At 72.5% G+C, this 16,233-nt stretch carries 13 protein-coding genes; 7 read left to right on the top strand and 6 right to left on the bottom strand.

Features of this window, described 5'->3' with window-relative positions; genetic code table 11:
* Both GWI24_RS25430 and GWI24_RS25425 read right to left on the bottom strand, forming a co-directional pair.
* On the bottom strand, nucleotides 1–1,312 hold a 1,312-nt coding region (locus GWI24_RS25430; RefSeq protein WP_247616873.1), incomplete at its 3' end, for a lipopolysaccharide assembly protein LapB.
* A gap of 138 nt (nucleotides 1,313–1,450) precedes the next feature.
* Nucleotides 1,451–2,965 (bottom strand): DUF4331 domain-containing protein, encoded by a 1,515-nt coding sequence (locus GWI24_RS25425; protein ID WP_210948235.1) that lies wholly within the window; start codon nucleotides 2,963–2,965, stop codon nucleotides 1,451–1,453.
* A gap of 222 nt (nucleotides 2,966–3,187) precedes the next feature.
* On the opposite strand from GWI24_RS25425, the gene GWI24_RS25420 reads away from it, so the two are divergent.
* Nucleotides 3,188–3,451, top strand: a complete 264-nt coding sequence (locus GWI24_RS25420) for a hypothetical protein (protein WP_210948234.1) — start codon at nucleotides 3,188–3,190, stop codon at nucleotides 3,449–3,451.
* Nucleotides 3,452–3,833: 382 nt separating this feature from the next.
* On the opposite strand, the gene GWI24_RS25415 is transcribed toward GWI24_RS25420, so the two are convergent.
* From GWI24_RS25415 to hmgA, 3 genes are all read right to left on the bottom strand, one after another.
* Nucleotides 3,834–5,042 carry a type ISP restriction/modification enzyme gene (locus GWI24_RS25415; RefSeq protein WP_210948233.1) on the bottom strand — a complete coding sequence of 403 codons (1,209 nt, stop codon included), beginning with the start codon at nucleotides 5,040–5,042 and terminating at the stop codon, nucleotides 3,834–3,836.
* 631 nt (nucleotides 5,043–5,673) lie between these two features.
* Nucleotides 5,674–6,423 (bottom strand): GntR family transcriptional regulator, encoded by a 750-nt coding sequence (locus GWI24_RS25410; RefSeq protein ID WP_210948232.1) that lies wholly within the window; start codon nucleotides 6,421–6,423, stop codon nucleotides 5,674–5,676.
* A 42-nt stretch (nucleotides 6,424–6,465) separates the two neighbouring features.
* Nucleotides 6,466–7,851 (bottom strand): homogentisate 1,2-dioxygenase, encoded by a 1,386-nt coding sequence (hmgA, locus tag GWI24_RS25405; RefSeq protein WP_247616871.1) that lies wholly within the window; start codon nucleotides 7,849–7,851, stop codon nucleotides 6,466–6,468.
* An 85-nt stretch (nucleotides 7,852–7,936) separates the two neighbouring features.
* Here hmgA and GWI24_RS25400 point away from each other — a divergent pair, with 85 nt between their 5' ends.
* The 4 genes from GWI24_RS25400 to GWI24_RS25385 all read left to right on the top strand — a co-directional run bounded on the left by GWI24_RS25400 (nucleotide 7,937) and on the right by GWI24_RS25385 (nucleotide 13,890).
* Nucleotides 7,937–8,644: a TetR/AcrR family transcriptional regulator gene (locus GWI24_RS25400; RefSeq protein WP_210948231.1), complete on the top strand. Its 708-nt coding sequence runs from the start codon at nucleotides 7,937–7,939 to the stop codon at nucleotides 8,642–8,644.
* Between the two features lie 130 nt (nucleotides 8,645–8,774).
* Nucleotides 8,775–11,003, top strand: a complete 2,229-nt coding sequence (locus tag GWI24_RS25395; protein WP_210948230.1) for a molybdopterin oxidoreductase family protein — start codon at nucleotides 8,775–8,777, stop codon at nucleotides 11,001–11,003.
* A 121-nt stretch (nucleotides 11,004–11,124) separates the two neighbouring features.
* Nucleotides 11,125–12,588: a CitMHS family transporter gene (locus GWI24_RS25390; protein WP_210948229.1), complete on the top strand. Its 1,464-nt coding sequence runs from the start codon at nucleotides 11,125–11,127 to the stop codon at nucleotides 12,586–12,588.
* Between the two features lie 3 nt (nucleotides 12,589–12,591).
* Nucleotides 12,592–13,890, top strand: a complete 1,299-nt coding sequence (locus GWI24_RS25385; protein ID WP_210948228.1) for an MFS transporter — start codon at nucleotides 12,592–12,594, stop codon at nucleotides 13,888–13,890.
* Between the two features lie 40 nt (nucleotides 13,891–13,930).
* Here the strand turns inward: GWI24_RS25385 and GWI24_RS25380 are convergent, their stop codons facing one another.
* Entirely contained in the window at nucleotides 13,931–14,449 is a 519-nt protein-coding gene (locus GWI24_RS25380; protein ID WP_210948227.1) for a DUF402 domain-containing protein, read from the bottom strand.
* Nucleotides 14,450–14,500: 51 nt separating this feature from the next.
* Between GWI24_RS25380 and sigJ the strand changes: the two genes are divergently transcribed.
* Both sigJ and GWI24_RS25370 read left to right on the top strand, forming a co-directional pair.
* Entirely contained in the window at nucleotides 14,501–15,454 is a 954-nt protein-coding gene (sigJ, locus tag GWI24_RS25375) for an RNA polymerase sigma factor SigJ (RefSeq protein ID WP_210948226.1), read from the top strand.
* A complete protein-coding gene (locus GWI24_RS25370) occupies nucleotides 15,451–16,233 on the top strand; it encodes an aminotransferase class IV family protein (protein ID WP_210948225.1) in 783 nt (260 codons plus the stop codon). Before sigJ ends, GWI24_RS25370 begins: the two co-directional genes overlap by 4 nt.

Raw genomic sequence — 16,233 nt, 5'->3', positions numbered from 1 at the left:
CCGTGGGGGAGAAGCCCGGGTTGAGGTCGAGTGCGGCCTTCAGGTGGCGGCGCGCCGATCCCCCGTCGCCCAGGGACTTCTCGATGACGCCCCGGTGGTAGAGGAACGCCGCGTTGCGGTAGCCCGGCTCGGCGGCGTGCTTGGCGTACTTCAGTGCCTGCTCGTCTTTGCCGTTGCGGTGCAGGGCCCAGGCCAGCGCGTCGGCGGTGTGCACGGTCCGCCGTCGGTCCCACTCGGCGCGGGCCGCCTTCAGCGCCTCCTTCACATCGCCGTGGTCGGCCGCGACCAGCGCGCTGTCCAGGTCGGTCGCCACCCCGTTGGCCCGTGCGAGCGCGATCCAGGTGTCGACCACCGAGTACTGCCCGCGCGCCTTGGAGCGGTCGCCCCGCGCCTCGTACGCCTCGCCCAGCGCCGCGAGCTCGGCGGGCAGCGGATAGCGCCGTACGACCGCCTCCAGATCGCGGATCCCCGCCTTCTGGCGGCCGTCCGCGACCGATGTGCGGCCCTGGCCCTCCAGCGCCGGGAGATAGCCGGGAACGGCGCGCAACGCGGTGCCGTACGCGCGCCGCGCGGTGTCGTACTCGCCCTGGTTCCAGGCCAGTTGGCCGAGCGCCGTCGACACATAGGCGATATCGCTGGGCGAGGTGGCGGAGTCCTGGGCGCGCAGCAGCACCCGGCGCGCCCCGGCCGGGTCGCCGCGCAGTTCGTGGACGTAGGCGAGGCGGGTGAAGACGGGGATGCCGGGGCGCAGGGAGTCGGCCTTCTCGGCGGCCGTGTACGCGTCCTTGTAGCGGCCCAGTTCGACGAGGGCGTCCACCCGGACGGCCAGCGCCCCCTGGCTGTAGGAGTTCACCTTCAGGGCCTTGTCGGCGTCGCGCAGCGCGCCCCGGAAGTCATGGCGGGCGGCGGCGAGCGAGGCGCGCCCGGCGAGCGCCACGTCGTTGTCGCGCGGCTCGAGGGACAGGGACCGGGCGAACGCCTTGTCCGCCTGCGGATAGCGGGTGGGGTCGCCGCTGGTCCTGGCCTGTTCGACATAGGCCGAGCCGAGACCGGCCCAGCTCTCCGCGTCCTTCGGCTCACCGCGCAGATGGGTCTGCATCGCGTCGATCTGCCGGGCGAGGCCGTCGCCGCTGAGCTGCTCGTACCGCGCGGCGGCCGGGTGCACCGCGCGGGCGGCGTCCTGGCCGCCGCCGGACCCGCCCGGCCCGTCCGAGGCGTCGATCACGATCGAGGCGGCGGTCAGCCCGGCCGCGAGCGCGAACACCACGGCCGCGGTCCGGGCCGTAGGGGGGAGGGATGGCCGAAGAGCCATGGTGACAGCTGCCTTTCGGGATGAGCACGAACCCAGCGGAACGGAAGGGACAACGGGTGAGGAGGAGCCTGGGCGCGGCCGCCGCGCGGGTTTCGGCGGGGCCGCGCCCGGTGGTACGGGCCCGGTGGCACCCGTGGTTCAGTGCCGGCGCACGCGGGGAGCCCGCCGGCGCGACCGCATCCAGAGGAATCCGAGGCCCAGCAGCAACACGGCCCCGCCACCGGCCGCCGCGGACCCGGCCAGCAGCATGTTGTCGTCGGAGGAGGAGCCCACGCCCGAGCCGCCGTTCAGCAGCGACTGCCCGGCGCTCTTCGAGACGGCCTTGGCGTCCGAGCCGGAGCTGGGCAGCGCCAGATACGGGAAGGAGCCGCCGAACTTCTGGTCGTTCTCGTCCACCGCGTCGCCCAGGTCGTTCTTCTTGCCGAGCAGCTCGCCCTCCATGGCCTGGAGCGCGATGTCCAGGACGTCGTCGGAGAGCCTGCGGCCGTTGGGGAAGCCCGCGTTGTCACCGTCCAGCACGCCCAGCCGCTTGGGGCTGCCGTTGGGTTCTATGGAGGTGTTGAGCCGGAGTTCCTCGGCGGGGCGCACGTTCGGCGGCTGGTTGAGCTTGGGCACACCGGTGAGGAACGCCTGCACCAGGTCGTCGCGCGGGGTGTCCGGCGCCTTGATCTTGTAGATCTGCTCGACCAGCTTGGGGAGTTCGGGGTCCTGGACGAACTTCAGGAACTGGCCGTCGTCCCACGGCGAGGAGGCGTTGAACTTGTCCTTGTCCTTGCGCGGGATGACCACCTCGTTGACCAGCGGGCTGCCGAGCCGGGAGACCTGGGTCCAGTCGCCGTCGGCGGTCTGGCGGTGGGTGGTGGCCCAGACGCCGATCACCGGCTGGTCCTTGGACTCGGTCAGTGCCGACGTCGGCACCTGGAGGGCCATCGACTGGACGTTGTAGCCCTTGAGGGTGTCATTGCCGACCTCGGACATGTCGCCGCCGTACAGCAGGTCGAAGACGCGCAGATCGAGGAAGAACGGGTCGTCGGCCTGCCCGGCGAAGGCGGTCGAGCCCCCGCTGTAGCCGATCTTCTGCACCGACTGGTCGCGGAGCTTGGAGTAGTCGGGCATGGACGCCTTGCCGACGTTCGACGGCGCGACCGGCAGATCGCTGCCCAGCTTGGCACGGGCGACGGCCTTCTGATGCTTCAGCTTGATGACTTCGAGGTCGTAGGTCTGGGTGAAGTTGAGGGTGGCGTCCTCGATCGAGTTCACCGGCCCGGTGTTGTAGAGGAACGTGTCGCCGTTCTTGAGGTGGTCCTTGAAGGTCCACCGGAAGAGCAGATCGCCCTGGCCGTCGCCGTTGTTGTCGACGTGGAGGTCGTAGCGGGCGTCATGGGCGAACTTGTAGAAGTTGGGGCCGCCCGCGGGGTCCTGGAACGGCAGCACATTGACGACCATGGTGGTCGTGTCCGGCTTGTCCGGGCTGACGAACGCGTAGACGTCCGTGGCGTCGTACTGCGGCTGACCGGAGATCAGCGGCGCCTCGCGGTGGCTCGAAGCCTGCGCCGTCCCGGGCTGCAGTACGGCCACTCCGGCGGCCGTGAGCCCGCCGGCGGCCAGTGCGCAGCTGACCAGCGCGGCCAAGCTCTTGGTGATAGCGGTCATCCTGTAGGTCCTTCGCACGCTTGTTGGAGCAGTCCTTCATGCGGCTATTCGGACCCGGCGAACGGATGGATTGGTCGGCCCGGGAATTTGTTTGCGCGTGATAGGTATCGTCAACACCCTTGACGCGGTGGTGAATCCGGAGCCTGGGATGCGTGGGTGACGGCTCGGGGAGGTAGGGTTACTCTGCCCGGGGCGGGTGCCCTCGTACGGGTGGGGAGTGTCATGGAGCAGATAACGGTACGGAGCAGGCCACGAGTGCCTGCGATCAACTGCGGAAGCGGTGCGTCCAGTGCGCGCCTCGAGCGCCATCTCGCGGTGATGGGCGGCCCTGCCGCCCCGCAGCGGGAGGCGGAGAGCGCGGCGGTGCTGATGCAGGAGCTGACCGCGCGCGATCACGCGCGCGCGAAGAACAGCCGGGGTGCGCGGGTGTCGCTGTTCGCGCCGCTGCGCCGGTTGCGGCGTTCGCTTTTCGGCAACCACGGCTGACCCGGCCGGCCCGTAGGCGTCTTCGTCGTCATCCCGGGCAGGCACGGGGTCAACCGGTTCGCTCCAGCCGGTGAGTCCGTGCTGTGATCCACCCCACGTCGCTGTCGCCGTGGGATGCCGACGAGAGGCCACGGCCGGCCGCCATGGCCGCCATGGCCGCCGTGCTGCCGTGGCCGAGGGGGCGCGCCTGAAGGCGGGCGCGCCCGGTTCCAGAGGCGGCTCGGATGCAGAGCCCGCTCGGTTGTGAGGGACGCGGGCTGAGAGCGGGCGGGCCCAGAGAAGGCGAGCCCAGGGCAAGCGCCCCCACGGAAGGCAGGCCCCGAGCGGGCGGGCTCGGAGAAGACAGGACCAGGCCGGGCAAGCCCCGAGCGGGCAGCCGGGCTCAGAGCAGGGCGAACTGCCCCTCTGGGCCCTCCTCGTGGTGGTCCAGTACGGACGCCGGACGCCGGGCCGCGCCGGGCACCGGCAGCACCCCCGCCTCCCGCAGCTCCGCCGCGTCGATCAGCGCGCCGTCCGCCACCCGGTCGGCGAGGGCCCGCAGCTCCGGGCGCAGCTCGGCGAGCAGCGCCAGCACCGTGATCAGCTCCAGTAGCTCAGAGGTCCACGCGGACGGCCAGCCGGCCGGGCCGATCGCCTCCAGCGTGCCCGGCTCCCGCGCGGCGGTGCGCTGCTCGAACCAGGTCTCCAGCACCCGTACCCCGCCCGCCTGGAAGTCCCATGCGGCCTGGGGGACGGGGGAGATGCGGCCCTCGCCCAGCAGCAGGGCCTCCTCGTCCGGGTCGTAGTCCAGCGAGTCCGGCAGCCCGCTCGACGGAAGCGCGGCGCGAACATAGGGGCGCCGGCCACCCGGCATGCGCGGGCGTTCACCACTGTGCGCCCCGCGCGTATGCAGCCACAGCGCACGGCGGCCCAGCTCCACGCCCGATTCCCACAGCTTCGGGTCGGCGGTCAGGGGTACGGCGCATGGCGCGCCGCGCGCCGTGGCGGCGGTCCAGGCCAGGAAGTCCTCCGCGGTCACCGGGCGGCCGAGCCGTGCGGTGAGGTGGTCCAGCAGCCCGGGCGCGAGATTGGGCTCCTGCCCGCCGGGGCGGCGGTAGAGCGGACGGATCCGGCCGGGGCGGCCCGCGGGGGAGTGGCCGTCCGGCAGCGGCGCGGAGAAGGTGAGCACCGGGTCCGGGTCCGGTCCCCCGGCCTCGACGACATGGATCTGCCGGTCGTCGGCCACCCGCCACAGCTCGGGGCGGGCGGCGTCGATCAGCCGGTGATCCGGTATCAGCCACTGCTGGTCGAAGGGCCCGTGCGCGATCCGCACCGGCTCGGGGCACGGCCCGTCCTCGCGCGCCAGCCGGGCCGTGGAGGTGGCCTGGCCGGGCAGCTGCGGTACGGAGCTGTGCAGCGTACGGGCGCGGGTCGGCCGGAACAGCGCGGCCCGCGCCGCCTCGTCCTCGGCCCGGGTCAGCCGCTCCCAGCGCGCCCCGAGCGAGGCCGCGTCCGGTGCCATGACCCACGCGCGCCCGAGCCGCAGCGGCCCTGCGGCCCACGGCATCAGGTCCCCCAGCGGTGGCGCCTCACGTTCTCCCACGCCCGGCATGGTATCGATGCCGCCCCCGCGCTCCAGGGGTTTGCCCGCGGCGATTGGGGTGTGTGCGGGCGCCGCGCGGCGCGGTCCGTCGTCGGGGCGGTTGCTGTCCGCTGCCTCCGGTGCGCGCTTCTCGCCATACCGGCGGATCTTTCCCCTCCCCGCCCCTTCCCGCTACCAGGGGCTTCGCCCCTGGACCCCGGGGTCTGACGGCGGAGCCCCACCGCGCTCCAGGGGTTCGCCCGCGGCGATTGGGGTGTGCGCGGGTGCCGCGCGGCGCGGTCCGTCGCCGGGGCGGTTGCTGTCCGGCGCCTCCGGTGCGCCCTTCTCGTCATACCGGCGGATCTTTCCTCTCCCCGCCCTTTCCCGCTACCAGGGGCTTCGCCCCTGGACCCCGGGGTCCGGCGGCGGAGCCCCACCCGCGCTCCAGGGGTTCGCCCGCCGCAGGTGTCACGATCCGTCGGGCACCCCCTAAGCGGATCGGCGGAAGTCGGCCGCGGTTCGGACGTGCCCCGAAGGGGCGCGGGGCTGTGTCGATGTGCGGCTCCGCCGCGGCTGTGTCGATATGCGGCTCCGCCGCGTGGCCGGCCACGACGGCGTCGCAGACGATCGAGGGCAGGTCGGGGCACTTCCTGTGGACCGCTCAGTCCGCCTCGACCGTGACCGAGAAGGAGAAGCGGTCGCCCCGGTAGTGGATGCGGGCCACGTCCACCACGCGCCCGCTCTCGTCGTAGGTCACCCCTGTGTAGTGCAGGATCGGGCTGAGCAGCGGGACCTGGAGCAGCCGGGAGGTCTCGGGGTCGGCGAGACGGGCCTCCACCGTGTCCGTGATCCGGCTGATCCGCACCCCCACCGCGTCCCGCAGCACCTTCGTCATCGGCCAGCGGGTGAGGTCCGCGAGGTCGATGCGGTCGGCCAACTCGGGGTGGACCAGGTTCTCCGCCCAGTTGGTGGGCTCACCGCTGTGGCCGTCCCGGCGCAGCCGGCGGTAGGCGGCCGCCTCGTCCAGACCGGGGAAGTACTCCGCGAGCGCCGTCGGCACCGGCGCCGGGCCGTGCTCCAGCACCGTCGTCCGCTCACCCGACTGCTGCGCCACGATCGCGTCAACCGACCCCAGCAGCCGCACCGGCGCGGCCTGCCGCGCGCTCGGCTCGATGAACGTGCCGCGTCGCCGGTGGCGGCTGATGAGCCCCTCGGTCTCCAGCTCCTTGAGCGCCTGCCGCATGGTGAGCACGCTGACCCCGTAGTGCTCGGCGAGCCGGTCCTCGGTCGGCAGCCGCAGCGGATCGTGCGGGGCCCGCCCGAGTATCGAGGCCCGCAGCGACTGCGAGACCTGGTACCACAGCGGCAACTTGCGGTTGAGGGCGAGGGAGTCGGGGGCGAAGGTGGTCACACGGTCTCCGGTCGACGGCGGCAACGGCGGCAACGGCGGCGTTCAGGGGCGGAAATGGCGTTCAAGACCCTGCCATACGTCGTCATAGCGCCTCTGGAGATGGTCCGCCTCCAGCGCCTGCCGGGTGGCCGTGATCGGCCAGCGCGTCTCGAACATGAAGGCCAGCCCGTCGTCCAGCCTGTGCGGCGCCAGCTCGGCCGCGCTCGCCCGCTCGAAGGTTTCGTGGTCCGGGCCGTGCGCGGACATCATGTTGTGCAGCGAGCCACCGCCGGGTACGAAGCCCCCCGCGCCGCCGGTCTTCGCGTCGTAGGCGCCCTCGATCAGTCCCATGTACTCGCTCATCACATTGCGGTGGAAGTACGGCGGCCGGAAGGTGTCCTCCCCGACCAGCCAGCGCGGGGCGAAGACCACGAAGTCCACGCCCGCGAGCCCGGGGGTGTCGGAGGGCGAGGTGAGCACCGTGAAGATGGACGGGTCCGGGTGGTCGTAGCTGATGGTGCCGAGCACATTGAAGCGGCGCAGGTCGTACACGTACGGAACATGGGTGCCGTGCCAGGCGACCACGTCCAGCGGCGAGTGGTCGTAGGTGGCGGCCCACAGATCGCCGCAGAACTTGTTGACCACCCGCACCGGGCGCTCCACGTCCTCGTACGCCGCGACCGGGGCGAGGAAGTCCCGGGGGTTCGCCAGCCCGTTGGCTCCGATCGGGCCCAGGTCGGGGAGGGTGAAGGGGCGGCCGTAGTTCTCGCATACATAGCCGCGCACGGACGGCTCGAGCGGCTCCACCCGGAACCGCACCCCGCGCGGGATCAGCGCCACATGCCCCGGCTCGGCGCGCAGCAGGCCGAACTCGGTGTGCAGCAGCAGCCCGCCCCGCTCGGGAACGATCAGCAGCTCGCCGTCCGCGTCGCTGAACACCCGGTCGGTCATGGGGGCGTTGGCGGCGTAGAGGTGGATGGCCATCCCCGCGCGCTGGGTGGCGTCGCCGTTGCCGCCCAGCGTCCACAGCCCGGCGAGGAAGTCGGTGCCCTCGGGCGGCTCCGGCAGCGGGTCCCAGCGCAGCCGGTTGGGGTCGGGCGCGGCCTCGGTGAAGGGCGCCCCGCGCAGCGCGCCGCCCGCGATACGGGTGAACGGCGGATGCGCGGCGGAGGGCCGGATGCGGTACAGCCAGGAGCGCCGGTTGGTGGCGCGCGGCTCGGTGAAGGCGCTGCCGCTCAGCTGCTCCGCGTAGAGCCCGAGCGGTGCGCGCTGGGGGGAGTTGCGGCCGATGGGCAGTGCGCCGGGCACGGCCTCGCTGCTGTGCTCATTGCCGAAACCGGAGGCGTAGACCAGCTCTTCGGCCGTCTTGCGTGCCCGCTCGATCCCCTGCTCGTGTCCTCGCTGATCGCTGTGCTGATCGCCGTGCTGGATCCCCGTGCCGTCGCCCATCGCGCGCTCCCACCGCTCCGCCGCACACCACTGTTTTCACTTGATTCCTCTGTCAGACGATAGGAATCGAAACCCGGGCTCGTCAATGATCGGGCAGGATGGTGGCGTGCCCATACCGCCCCTCCGCCGCCATCCGGTCCAGCGCCGCAGCGCCGAGCGCCTCGGCCGGATCCTCGACGCGTGTGCCGAGCTCCTCGACGAGATCAGCTACGAAGAGCTGAGCACCCGGGCCGTCGCCGAGCGCGCCAACGTGCCCATCGGCTCGGTCTACCGCTTCTTCTCCAACAAGCGGGCGATGGCGGAGGCCCTGGCCCACCGCAATCTGGACGAGTACGCCGCGCGGATCACCCGGCGGCTGGCCGCCTCGGCCTCAGCCTCGGCCTCAGCCTCGGCCTCAGCATCCGACTCCGGCTCCGGCTCCGGCTCCGGGCCGGACGGGGGCGGCGGCTGGCGGGAGGCGATGGACGTCGTCGTGGACGAGTATCTGGCGATGAAGCGCGGGGCGCCGGGCTTCGCGCTCATCGAGTTCGGCCATCCGGTCCCGGCCACCGCGCCGCCGGAGCAGCCCAACCATCTGGTCGCCGACCGGCTGCGGACGCTGCTCGCCGACCGGCTCGGGACGGGAGGGGACGAGGCGGCCGAGGAGCGGCTGCGGGTGGCCTTCCTGCTCGCGGTCGAGGCGGCGGACGCGCTGCTGCGGCTGGCGTTCCGGGTGGACCCGGAGGGCGATCCGGCGATCGTGGCGGAGACGAAGGAGCTGCTGCGGGCTTATCTGGCCCGGGTACTGGACTGATCCCGGGGCCACTGGGAGGTCCGGTCGATCGGGAGTTCCCGCCGATCCCTCCCCGGCATGCCTACCAGTCGGTATGGTGAGCGGGTCCGGCGCGTCATCGCGGCCTCGCCGCCGTCCCTGGGAGAGACCGATGAGCACTGCCCTGCGTATCTGCCCGCTCTGCGAGGCCACCTGCGGGCTGACCCTCACCATCGAGGAGGGGAGGGTGACCGGGGCGCGCGGCGATCGCGAGGACGTCTTCAGCCGCGGCTTCATCTGCCCCAAGGGCGCCGCGTTCGGGCAGCTCGACGCCGACCCCGACCGGCTGCGGCGCCCCCTCGTCCGCCGTGCCGGGCGCCTCGTGGAGACCGGCTGGGACGAGGCGTTCGCCGCCGTGGAGGAGGGGCTGGCCCCGCTGCTGCGCGAGCACGGGCCGCAGTCCGTGGGGGTCGTGCTCGGCAACCCCAATGTGCACACCGTGGCCGGAGGGCTCTATCCGCCGCTGCTGCTCGGCGCGCTGCGCACCCGTAACGTCTTCAGCGCCAGCACCCTGGACCAGATGCCCAAACACGTCTCCAGCGGGCTGCTGTACGGGGACGCCAACGCGCTTCCGGTGCCCGATCTGGACCGTACGGACCATCTGCTGATGCTCGGCGCCAACCCGCTGGACTCCAACGGCAGTCTGTGCACCGCCCCCGACTTCCCCGGGCGGCTGCGGGCGCTGCGGCGGCGCGGCGGCCGGCTGGTGGTGGTCGACCCCCGGCGCACCCGTACGGCCGCGCTGGCCGACCGCCATGTGGCGATCCGGCCCGGCACCGACGCCCTGCTGCTCTTCGCCATGGTTCAGGTGCTGTTCGCCGAGGACCTGGTGGCCCCGGGCCCGCTCGCCGAGCACCTCAGCGGGGTGGCGGAGGTGCGGTCGCTGGCCGCGGACTTCCCGCCGGAGGCGGTGGCCGAGGCGTGCGATGTGCCCGCCGAGGAGATCCGCACCCTCACCCGTGAGCTGGCCGCCGCGTCCAAGGGCGTGGTGTACGGGCGGGTGGGCTCCACCACGGTCGAGTTCGGCACCCTCACCAGCTGGCTGGTCGATGTGGTCAACGTGCTCATCGGGCAGCTGGACCGGCCCGGCGGCATGATGTTCCCGCTCGCCGCGACCGGCCGCCGGGAGCGCCCGGCGCGGCCCGGGAAGGGGTTCGCGCTCGGCCGCTGGCACAGCCGGGTCAGCGGACACCCCGAGGCCAAGGGCGAACTGCCCTCCGTCGCGCTCGCCGAGGAGATCGAGACCCCGGGCGAGGGGCGGATACGGGCGGTGCTGGCGCTCGCGGCCAACCCCGTGCTCTCCGCGCCGGACGGCGACCGCCTGGACCGGGCGCTGGCCGGGCTCGACTTCATGGTCAGCGTCGATCCGTACCTCAACGAGACCTCGCGCCACGCCCATGTGGTGCTGCCCCCGCCCCCGCCCAGCCGCAGCCCCCACTTCGACTACGCCTTCAACAGCCTGGCCGTGCGCAACCAGGTCCGCTACACCCGCCCCGCCATCCCCCTGGAGGCGGACCGGCTGAGCGAGAGCGCCATCCTGGCGCGGCTGGTGCTGTGCGTGAGGGGGAACGGCGGCGCCGACCCGGAGGCGGTGGACGCGATGGCGATCCAGGGGACCCTCGGCAAGGAGGTCGCCGACCCGTCCTCCCTGGTGCACGGACGCGAGCCCGGTGAGCTGGCCGCGCTGCTGACCGGGGTGGACGGCCCCGAGCGCCGGCTGGACATGATGCTGCGGCTGGGCCCGTACGGCGACGGCTTCGGCGCCGACCCCGACGGGCTGAGCCTGGAGAAGCTGCTCGCCCATCCGCACGGCATCGACCTGGGGCCGCTGCGGCCGCGCGTTCCGGGGCTGCTGAAGACCCGCAGCGGCACGGTGGAGCTGTGCCCGGAGCCGCTGGCCGCCGATGTGGAGCGGCTGCGCCGGTCGCTGGCCGACCGGCCCTCGGGGCTGCTGCTGGTCGGCCGCCGCCATCTGCGCTCCAACAACAGCTGGATGCACAACGTTCCGGCCCTGATGGGCGGCAGCAACCGCTGCACGCTCCAGGTGCACCCCGAGGACGCCACCCGGCTGGGGCTGGCGGACGGGGGTCTGGCCCGGGTCAAGGGCGAGGGCGGGGAGCTGGAGGTGCCGGTCGAGGTGACGGACGCGGTACGGGCCGGAGTGGTGAGCCTGCCGCACGGCTGGGGCCATGCCCGCCCCGGCGTCCGGCTGTCCGTGGCCGGGGCCCGCCCCGGGGTCAATGTCAACCAGCTCTTCGACGGCTCACGGCTGGACCCGCTCTCGGGGACGGCGGTGCTCAATGGCCACCCGGTGCGCGTATCACCCTCGCTACGGCACTGACCTGGGGTTTTGCGCTTATTGCTCACGCGTCAAGACCTTGTTAACGGAAAGTTGCCGCACCTAACGTCGCCTCGACCGCCAATTCTGGGGGAGTTCAAAGGCGAACGTGAGGTAGCCAACTATGCTGACCATCCTCGGCTTCGTCATGATCGCGACATTCCTTGTCCTGATCATGATGAAAAAGATGTCCCCGATGGGCGCCCTGGTGCTCATCCCCGCGCTGTTCTGTGTGCTTGTCGGGAAGGGGGCGCACCTCGGGGACTACGTCCTCCAGGGCGTCGGCGATCTGGCACCCACGGCCGCCATGCTGATGTTCGCGATCATCTACTTCGGGGTGATGATCGACGTCGGCCTCTTCGACCCGATCGTCCGGCTCATCCTGCGGTTCTGCAAGGCGGACCCGATGCGGGTGGTGGTCGGCACCGCGATCCTCGCGGCGATCGTCTCGCTCGACGGCGACGGCTCCACCACCTTCATGATCACCGTGTCGGCCATGGTGCCGCTCTACCGGCGGCTGAAGATGAGCCTGGTGGTGATGACCGGTGTCGCGGCCATGGCCAACGGCGTGATGAACACGCTGCCCTGGGGCGGCCCGACCGCCCGCGCCGCCACCGCGCTCAAGGTCGACGCCAGCGACATCTTCGTGCCCATGATCCCGGCCCTCGCGGTCGGTCTGCTCTTCGTCATCGCCCTCTCCTACGGCCTGGGCCTGCGCGAGCGCAAGCGGCTCGGCGTGCTGACGCTGGACGAGGTCACCGCGGGCGACCCGGAGCAGGTGCTGGTCGGCGCGGGCTCCGGCGGCAAGGGGGCCAAGGGCCGTAAGGGCGCCAAGGCAGTCAGGGCCGCGCTGACCGGCGGCGGCGCGGGCTCCGGCACCGACGCGGAGACCCAGTCCTCGAACGGCTCCGGCTCCTCGGACGCCTCCGACGAGGACGGCGACGAGTTCAAGGGGCTCGACCCCCACCGCGCCACCCTGCGCCCCAAGCTCTACTGGTTCAACGCGGCCCTGACCGTCGCCCTGCTCGCCCTGATGGTGACCGAGACCATGCCGATCCCGGTCCTCTTCCTGCTCGCCGCCGCCGTCGCGCTCACCGTCAACTTCCCGAACATGAACGACCAGAAGGCGCGGGTGGCCGCGCACGCCGAGAACGTCGTCAACGTCTCCGGAATGGTCTTCGCCGCGGCCGTCTTCACCGGCGTCCTCACCGGCACCGGCATGGTCGAGCACATGGCCCGCTGGCTGGTCGACGGCGTCCCCGAGGGCATGGGCCCGCACATGGCCATCGTCACCGGTGTGCTGTCCCTCCCGCTCACCTACTTCATGTCCAACGACGGCTTCTACTTCGGCATCGTGCCGATCCTCGCCGAGGCCGGGGCCGCCCACGGGGTGTCCGCGCTGGAGATCGCCCGCGCCTCGCTCGTCGGACAGGCCCTGCACATGTCGAGCCCGCTGGTCCCCGCCGTCTACGTACTCGTCGGCATGGCGAAGGTCGAATTCGGCGACCACACCCGGTTCACCGTGAAATGGGCGGCGCTCACCTCACTGGTGGTGCTCGCCGCCGGTCTCGCGTTCGGCATCATCTGAGCCGTGAAGCTCTCCGCGCCCGGTAGGGGCTGGCTGCTGCGCCTAGTCATCGCCTTCTCGTTCACCCAGGGGGCGGTGAGCATGGCGCGGCCGGCCGTCTCCTACCGGGCGCTGGCGCTCGGTGCCGACGCCCGTGCCATCGGCGTGATCGCCGGTATCTACGCCCTGCTGCCGCTGTTCGCCGCCGTACCCCTCGGGCGGCGCACCGACCACGGGCGGTGCGCCCCGCTGCTGCCCATCGGGGTCGCCCTCATCGCCACCGGCTGTGCGTTCAGCGGCACTGCCGGATCGCTGCCCGCGATGGCCGCGTGGAGCGGGGTGATGGGCCTCGGCCATCTGTCGTTCGTCATCGGCGCCCAGTCCATCGTGGCCCGCCAGAGCGCGCCCGAGGACCAGGACCGCAACTTCGGCCACTTCACCATCGGCACCTCGCTCGGCCAGCTCATCGGGCCCATCGCGGCCGGTCTGGTGGTCTCCGAACACGACGGGGCGATGGGCCGCACCAGCGCCGCCGCGCTCTTGGTCTCCGCCGCCCTCGCGGCCGTCTCCGTCACCTCGCTGTGGCGCATCGAGCGCCGCCCGGACGGAACGGCGGCCGGGCCCGCCGAGGAGGCCCCGGCCCGCAAGGTCTCCGTACGGTCCATCCTGACCACCCGCGGGGTCGCCTCGGGCATATTCATCAGCCTCGCCGTGCTCTCCGCCACCGACATCCTCACCGCCTATCTGCCGGTCGTCGGCGAACAGCGCGGCATCTCGCCCGCGGTCGTGGGTGTGCTGCTCAGCCTGCGCGCCGCCGCCACCGTGGCCTGCCGGCTCGCCATGACCCCGATGATCCGGCTGATGGGCCGCACCGTGCTGATGGCCGTCAGCTGTCTGGGCGCCGCGCTGCTGTGCGCGGGCATCGCCCTGCCGGTGCCCGCCTGGGCGCTCGGGGTGCTGCTGGCCGGGCTCGGCTTCTGCCTCGGCGTCGGCCAGCCGCTGTCGATGACGACCGTCGTCCAGGCGGCCCCCGAGGGGGCGCGCAGCACGGCCCTCGCGCTGCGGCTCACCGGCAACCGGCTCGGCCAGGTGGCCGCGCCCGCCTCCGCCGGTCTGCTCGCGGGGCTCGCGGGCACCGCCGCCCCCTTCGTCATGCTGGGCGGGCTGCTCCTGATATCGGCGGCGATAGCCGTCCGGCCGCTGCGCGGTCGCCCGGCCGCTGATCCCGCCGGGGACCGGCCGGTGCCGGAGAAACGGCCTGCCAAAGGGCGTACGGAGGAGTCGTCCTCGGCCTCGCGGGGCACGGGACGGCCACCCCGGTGAGGTGACGGTGCGACGGCGGTGAGCCGACAGCGGGATGGCCTCAGGGCCGCTCGCCGTCGACCATGCCCAGCCACGCCTTGGAGGCGTCCCCGAACGGCTCGGCGCGCCCGTCGACCGCGTCCATCAGCCACCGCCCCGCCGCCTCGGCCTCCGCGATGACGTCCGCCGGATAGCCGTACCGCACCTGGTGCTCGGCGAACTCGTCCTCGTCGTCCATCAGGGTCGAGCCGTCCGTCCGCTTGCGGATCACATCGAGGTCCAGGTCGACCATCGACACCTCGTGGGAGGAGAGCCACTCGGCAGGCGTGGCGATGTCGCAGTAGATCTCGGTCTCCCGGGGCGGGGCGTTGAACGCCGCGGTCCACCATGCGTCGCGCGGGAGGAGGATCACATGCGCGCAGGCGATCGGCACCATCGGGCCGTACCCCTTGCGCATGACGGCACCGCCGGGCAGCCCCAGCCAGACGCCGTGGTCGTCCTCGCCCAGCCTGCGCATCCGCAGGTTCCAGTGCAGAGTGCCGTCGTACTTGCGGTAGTTGACGGATACGAGATCTGGCATGAGCCGATCCTATGCGGTGGCCGGAGCGGCGTGCCGCCTACCATCGGTGCAATGGACACCCCCGTATCACCGTGGAAGGACCGCGCGGGACCGCAGGACAGGCCGGTGCCGGATGCGGGGAGCGAGGACTTCCTCCACCATCGTGAGCTGCTCTTCTCCATCGTCTACAACATGCTCGGCACGGTCGCCGACGCCGAGGACGTGGTGCAGGAGACCTGGCTGTCCTGGGCGTCGGTCCAGGACAAGGAGATCGCCAACCCCCGGGCCTATCTGGTGCGGATCGCCGTCAACCACGCGCTCAGCCAGATGCGCCGCGCCCGCCGCAGCCGGGAGAGCTATATCGGCCCCTGGCTGCCCGAGCCCGTGCTGACCGAACCGGACACCCCCGACACCGCGATCCGCACCGAATCGGTGTCCCTGGCGATGCTGGTGGTCCTGGAGACGCTGACCCCCTTGCAGCGCGCGGTGTTCGTGCTGCGCGAGGCGTTCGCCTACGACCACGCGGAGATCGCCGCGATCCTGGGCCGCAGCCCGGCCGCCGTCCGCCAGCTCGCCCACCGCGCCAAGGAGCGCGTCGAGGCCCGCCGGCCGCGCTATGACCTCGACCGCTCCACCCAGCGCATCGTCACCGAGCGGTTCCTCGACGCGGCCATCGGCGGCGACCTCGACGCCCTGATGGACGTCCTGGCCCCGGAGGTGGTCATGTGGAGCGACGGCGGGGGCAAGCGCCGCGCCGCCCTCCGCGTGATCGAGGGCCGGGACAAGGTGGCCCGCCTGGTTGCCGCCGTCAGCGCGCAACTGCCCACCTTCCACGCGCGCCCGGTGGAGATCAACGGAGGCCCGGGAGTGGTCCTGTTCATTGGCGGGACGCTGTACGCGGCCGCGGTGTTCGACCCCGCGCCCGACGGCGAGCGGGTGCGCGGCATCTACGGCCTGATCAACCCCGACAAGCTCGGGCGACTCGCCGAGTCCGTCCACCCCCCGGCTGCAAGACTGGCCCCATGACAGAGCTGAACGGGGAACCGGCGGGCATCCGCGAGCTGACGGCGCTGGCCATGACCAACTACGGCCACTTCACCACCATGCGGGTGGAGGACGGGCGGGTACGCGGGCTGTCCCTCCATCTGGACCGGCTGGTACGGGACTGCGGTGTGCTGTTCGGCACCGACCCGGACCGGGACCGCATCCGCGAACTGGCCCGGCGCGCGGTCGCGGACACCACCGGTCCGCTCACGGTCCGGGTGACCGTGTACGACCCCGACCTCGGGCTGGAGCGGCCCGGGGCCGAGGCCAGGCCGCGGATCCTGGTCACCACCCGGCCCGCCGCCGCGCCCTCGTTGCCGCCGCTGAGCGTGCGCACCGCAGCGCACCACCGCGACCTGCCGGAGGTCAAACACGTCGGGCTGTTCGGGCTGTTGCGGCTGCGCCGCCTGGCCCAGCTCGACGGCTACGACGATGTGCTGCTGACGGACGAGCGGGGCGCGGTGTCCGAGGGCGCGACCTGGAACGTGGGGTTCTTCGACGGCGATCGCCTGCTGTGGCCGGACGCCGTGTGTCTGCCCGGCGTCACCCAGGAACTGCTCCGCCGCAGCCACGGCGGCCCGCAGCACACGGAGCGGGTCGACCGTGACCGCTTCGGCGAACTGCGCGCGGCGTTCGCCCTGAACGCGGGGGTGGGCGTACGGCCGATCCGGTCGATCGACGGGGTGGAGTTCGACCCGGAGCATCCCGTCCTGGACGCCCTGCGCAAGGAGTACGCCGCGACGGCCGCGGAGCGGCTGTAG

It is taken from the genome of Streptomyces sp. MK37H, from assembly GCF_018035285.1.
Lineage (GTDB): Bacteria > Actinomycetota > Actinomycetes > Streptomycetales > Streptomycetaceae > Streptomyces > Streptomyces endocoffeicus.
The sequence above is the reverse complement of the archived record's forward strand: the minus strand, read 5'-3'. Positions and strand labels throughout refer to the sequence as shown.

Coding starts and splice junctions, on each gene's coding strand:
- GWI24_RS25425 (WP_210948235.1), bottom strand. CDS start 2,965: ATGACCGCTATCACCAAGAGCTTGGCCGCGCTGGTCAGCTGCGCACTG.
- GWI24_RS25420 (WP_210948234.1), top strand. CDS start 3,188: ATGGAGCAGATAACGGTACGGAGCAGGCCACGAGTGCCTGCGATCAAC.
- GWI24_RS25415 (WP_210948233.1), bottom strand. CDS start 5,042: ATGCCGGGCGTGGGAGAACGTGAGGCGCCACCGCTGGGGGACCTGATG.
- hmgA (WP_247616871.1), bottom strand. CDS start 7,851: ATGGGCGACGGCACGGGGATCCAGCACGGCGATCAGCACAGCGATCAG.
- GWI24_RS25400 (WP_210948231.1), top strand. CDS start 7,937: ATGATCGGGCAGGATGGTGGCGTGCCCATACCGCCCCTCCGCCGCCAT.
- GWI24_RS25395 (WP_210948230.1), top strand. CDS start 8,775: ATGAGCACTGCCCTGCGTATCTGCCCGCTCTGCGAGGCCACCTGCGGG.
- GWI24_RS25390 (WP_210948229.1), top strand. CDS start 11,125: ATGCTGACCATCCTCGGCTTCGTCATGATCGCGACATTCCTTGTCCTG.
- GWI24_RS25380 (WP_210948227.1), bottom strand. CDS start 14,449: ATGCCAGATCTCGTATCCGTCAACTACCGCAAGTACGACGGCACTCTG.
- sigJ (WP_210948226.1), top strand. CDS start 14,501: ATGGACACCCCCGTATCACCGTGGAAGGACCGCGCGGGACCGCAGGAC.
- GWI24_RS25370 (WP_210948225.1), top strand. CDS start 15,451: ATGACAGAGCTGAACGGGGAACCGGCGGGCATCCGCGAGCTGACGGCG.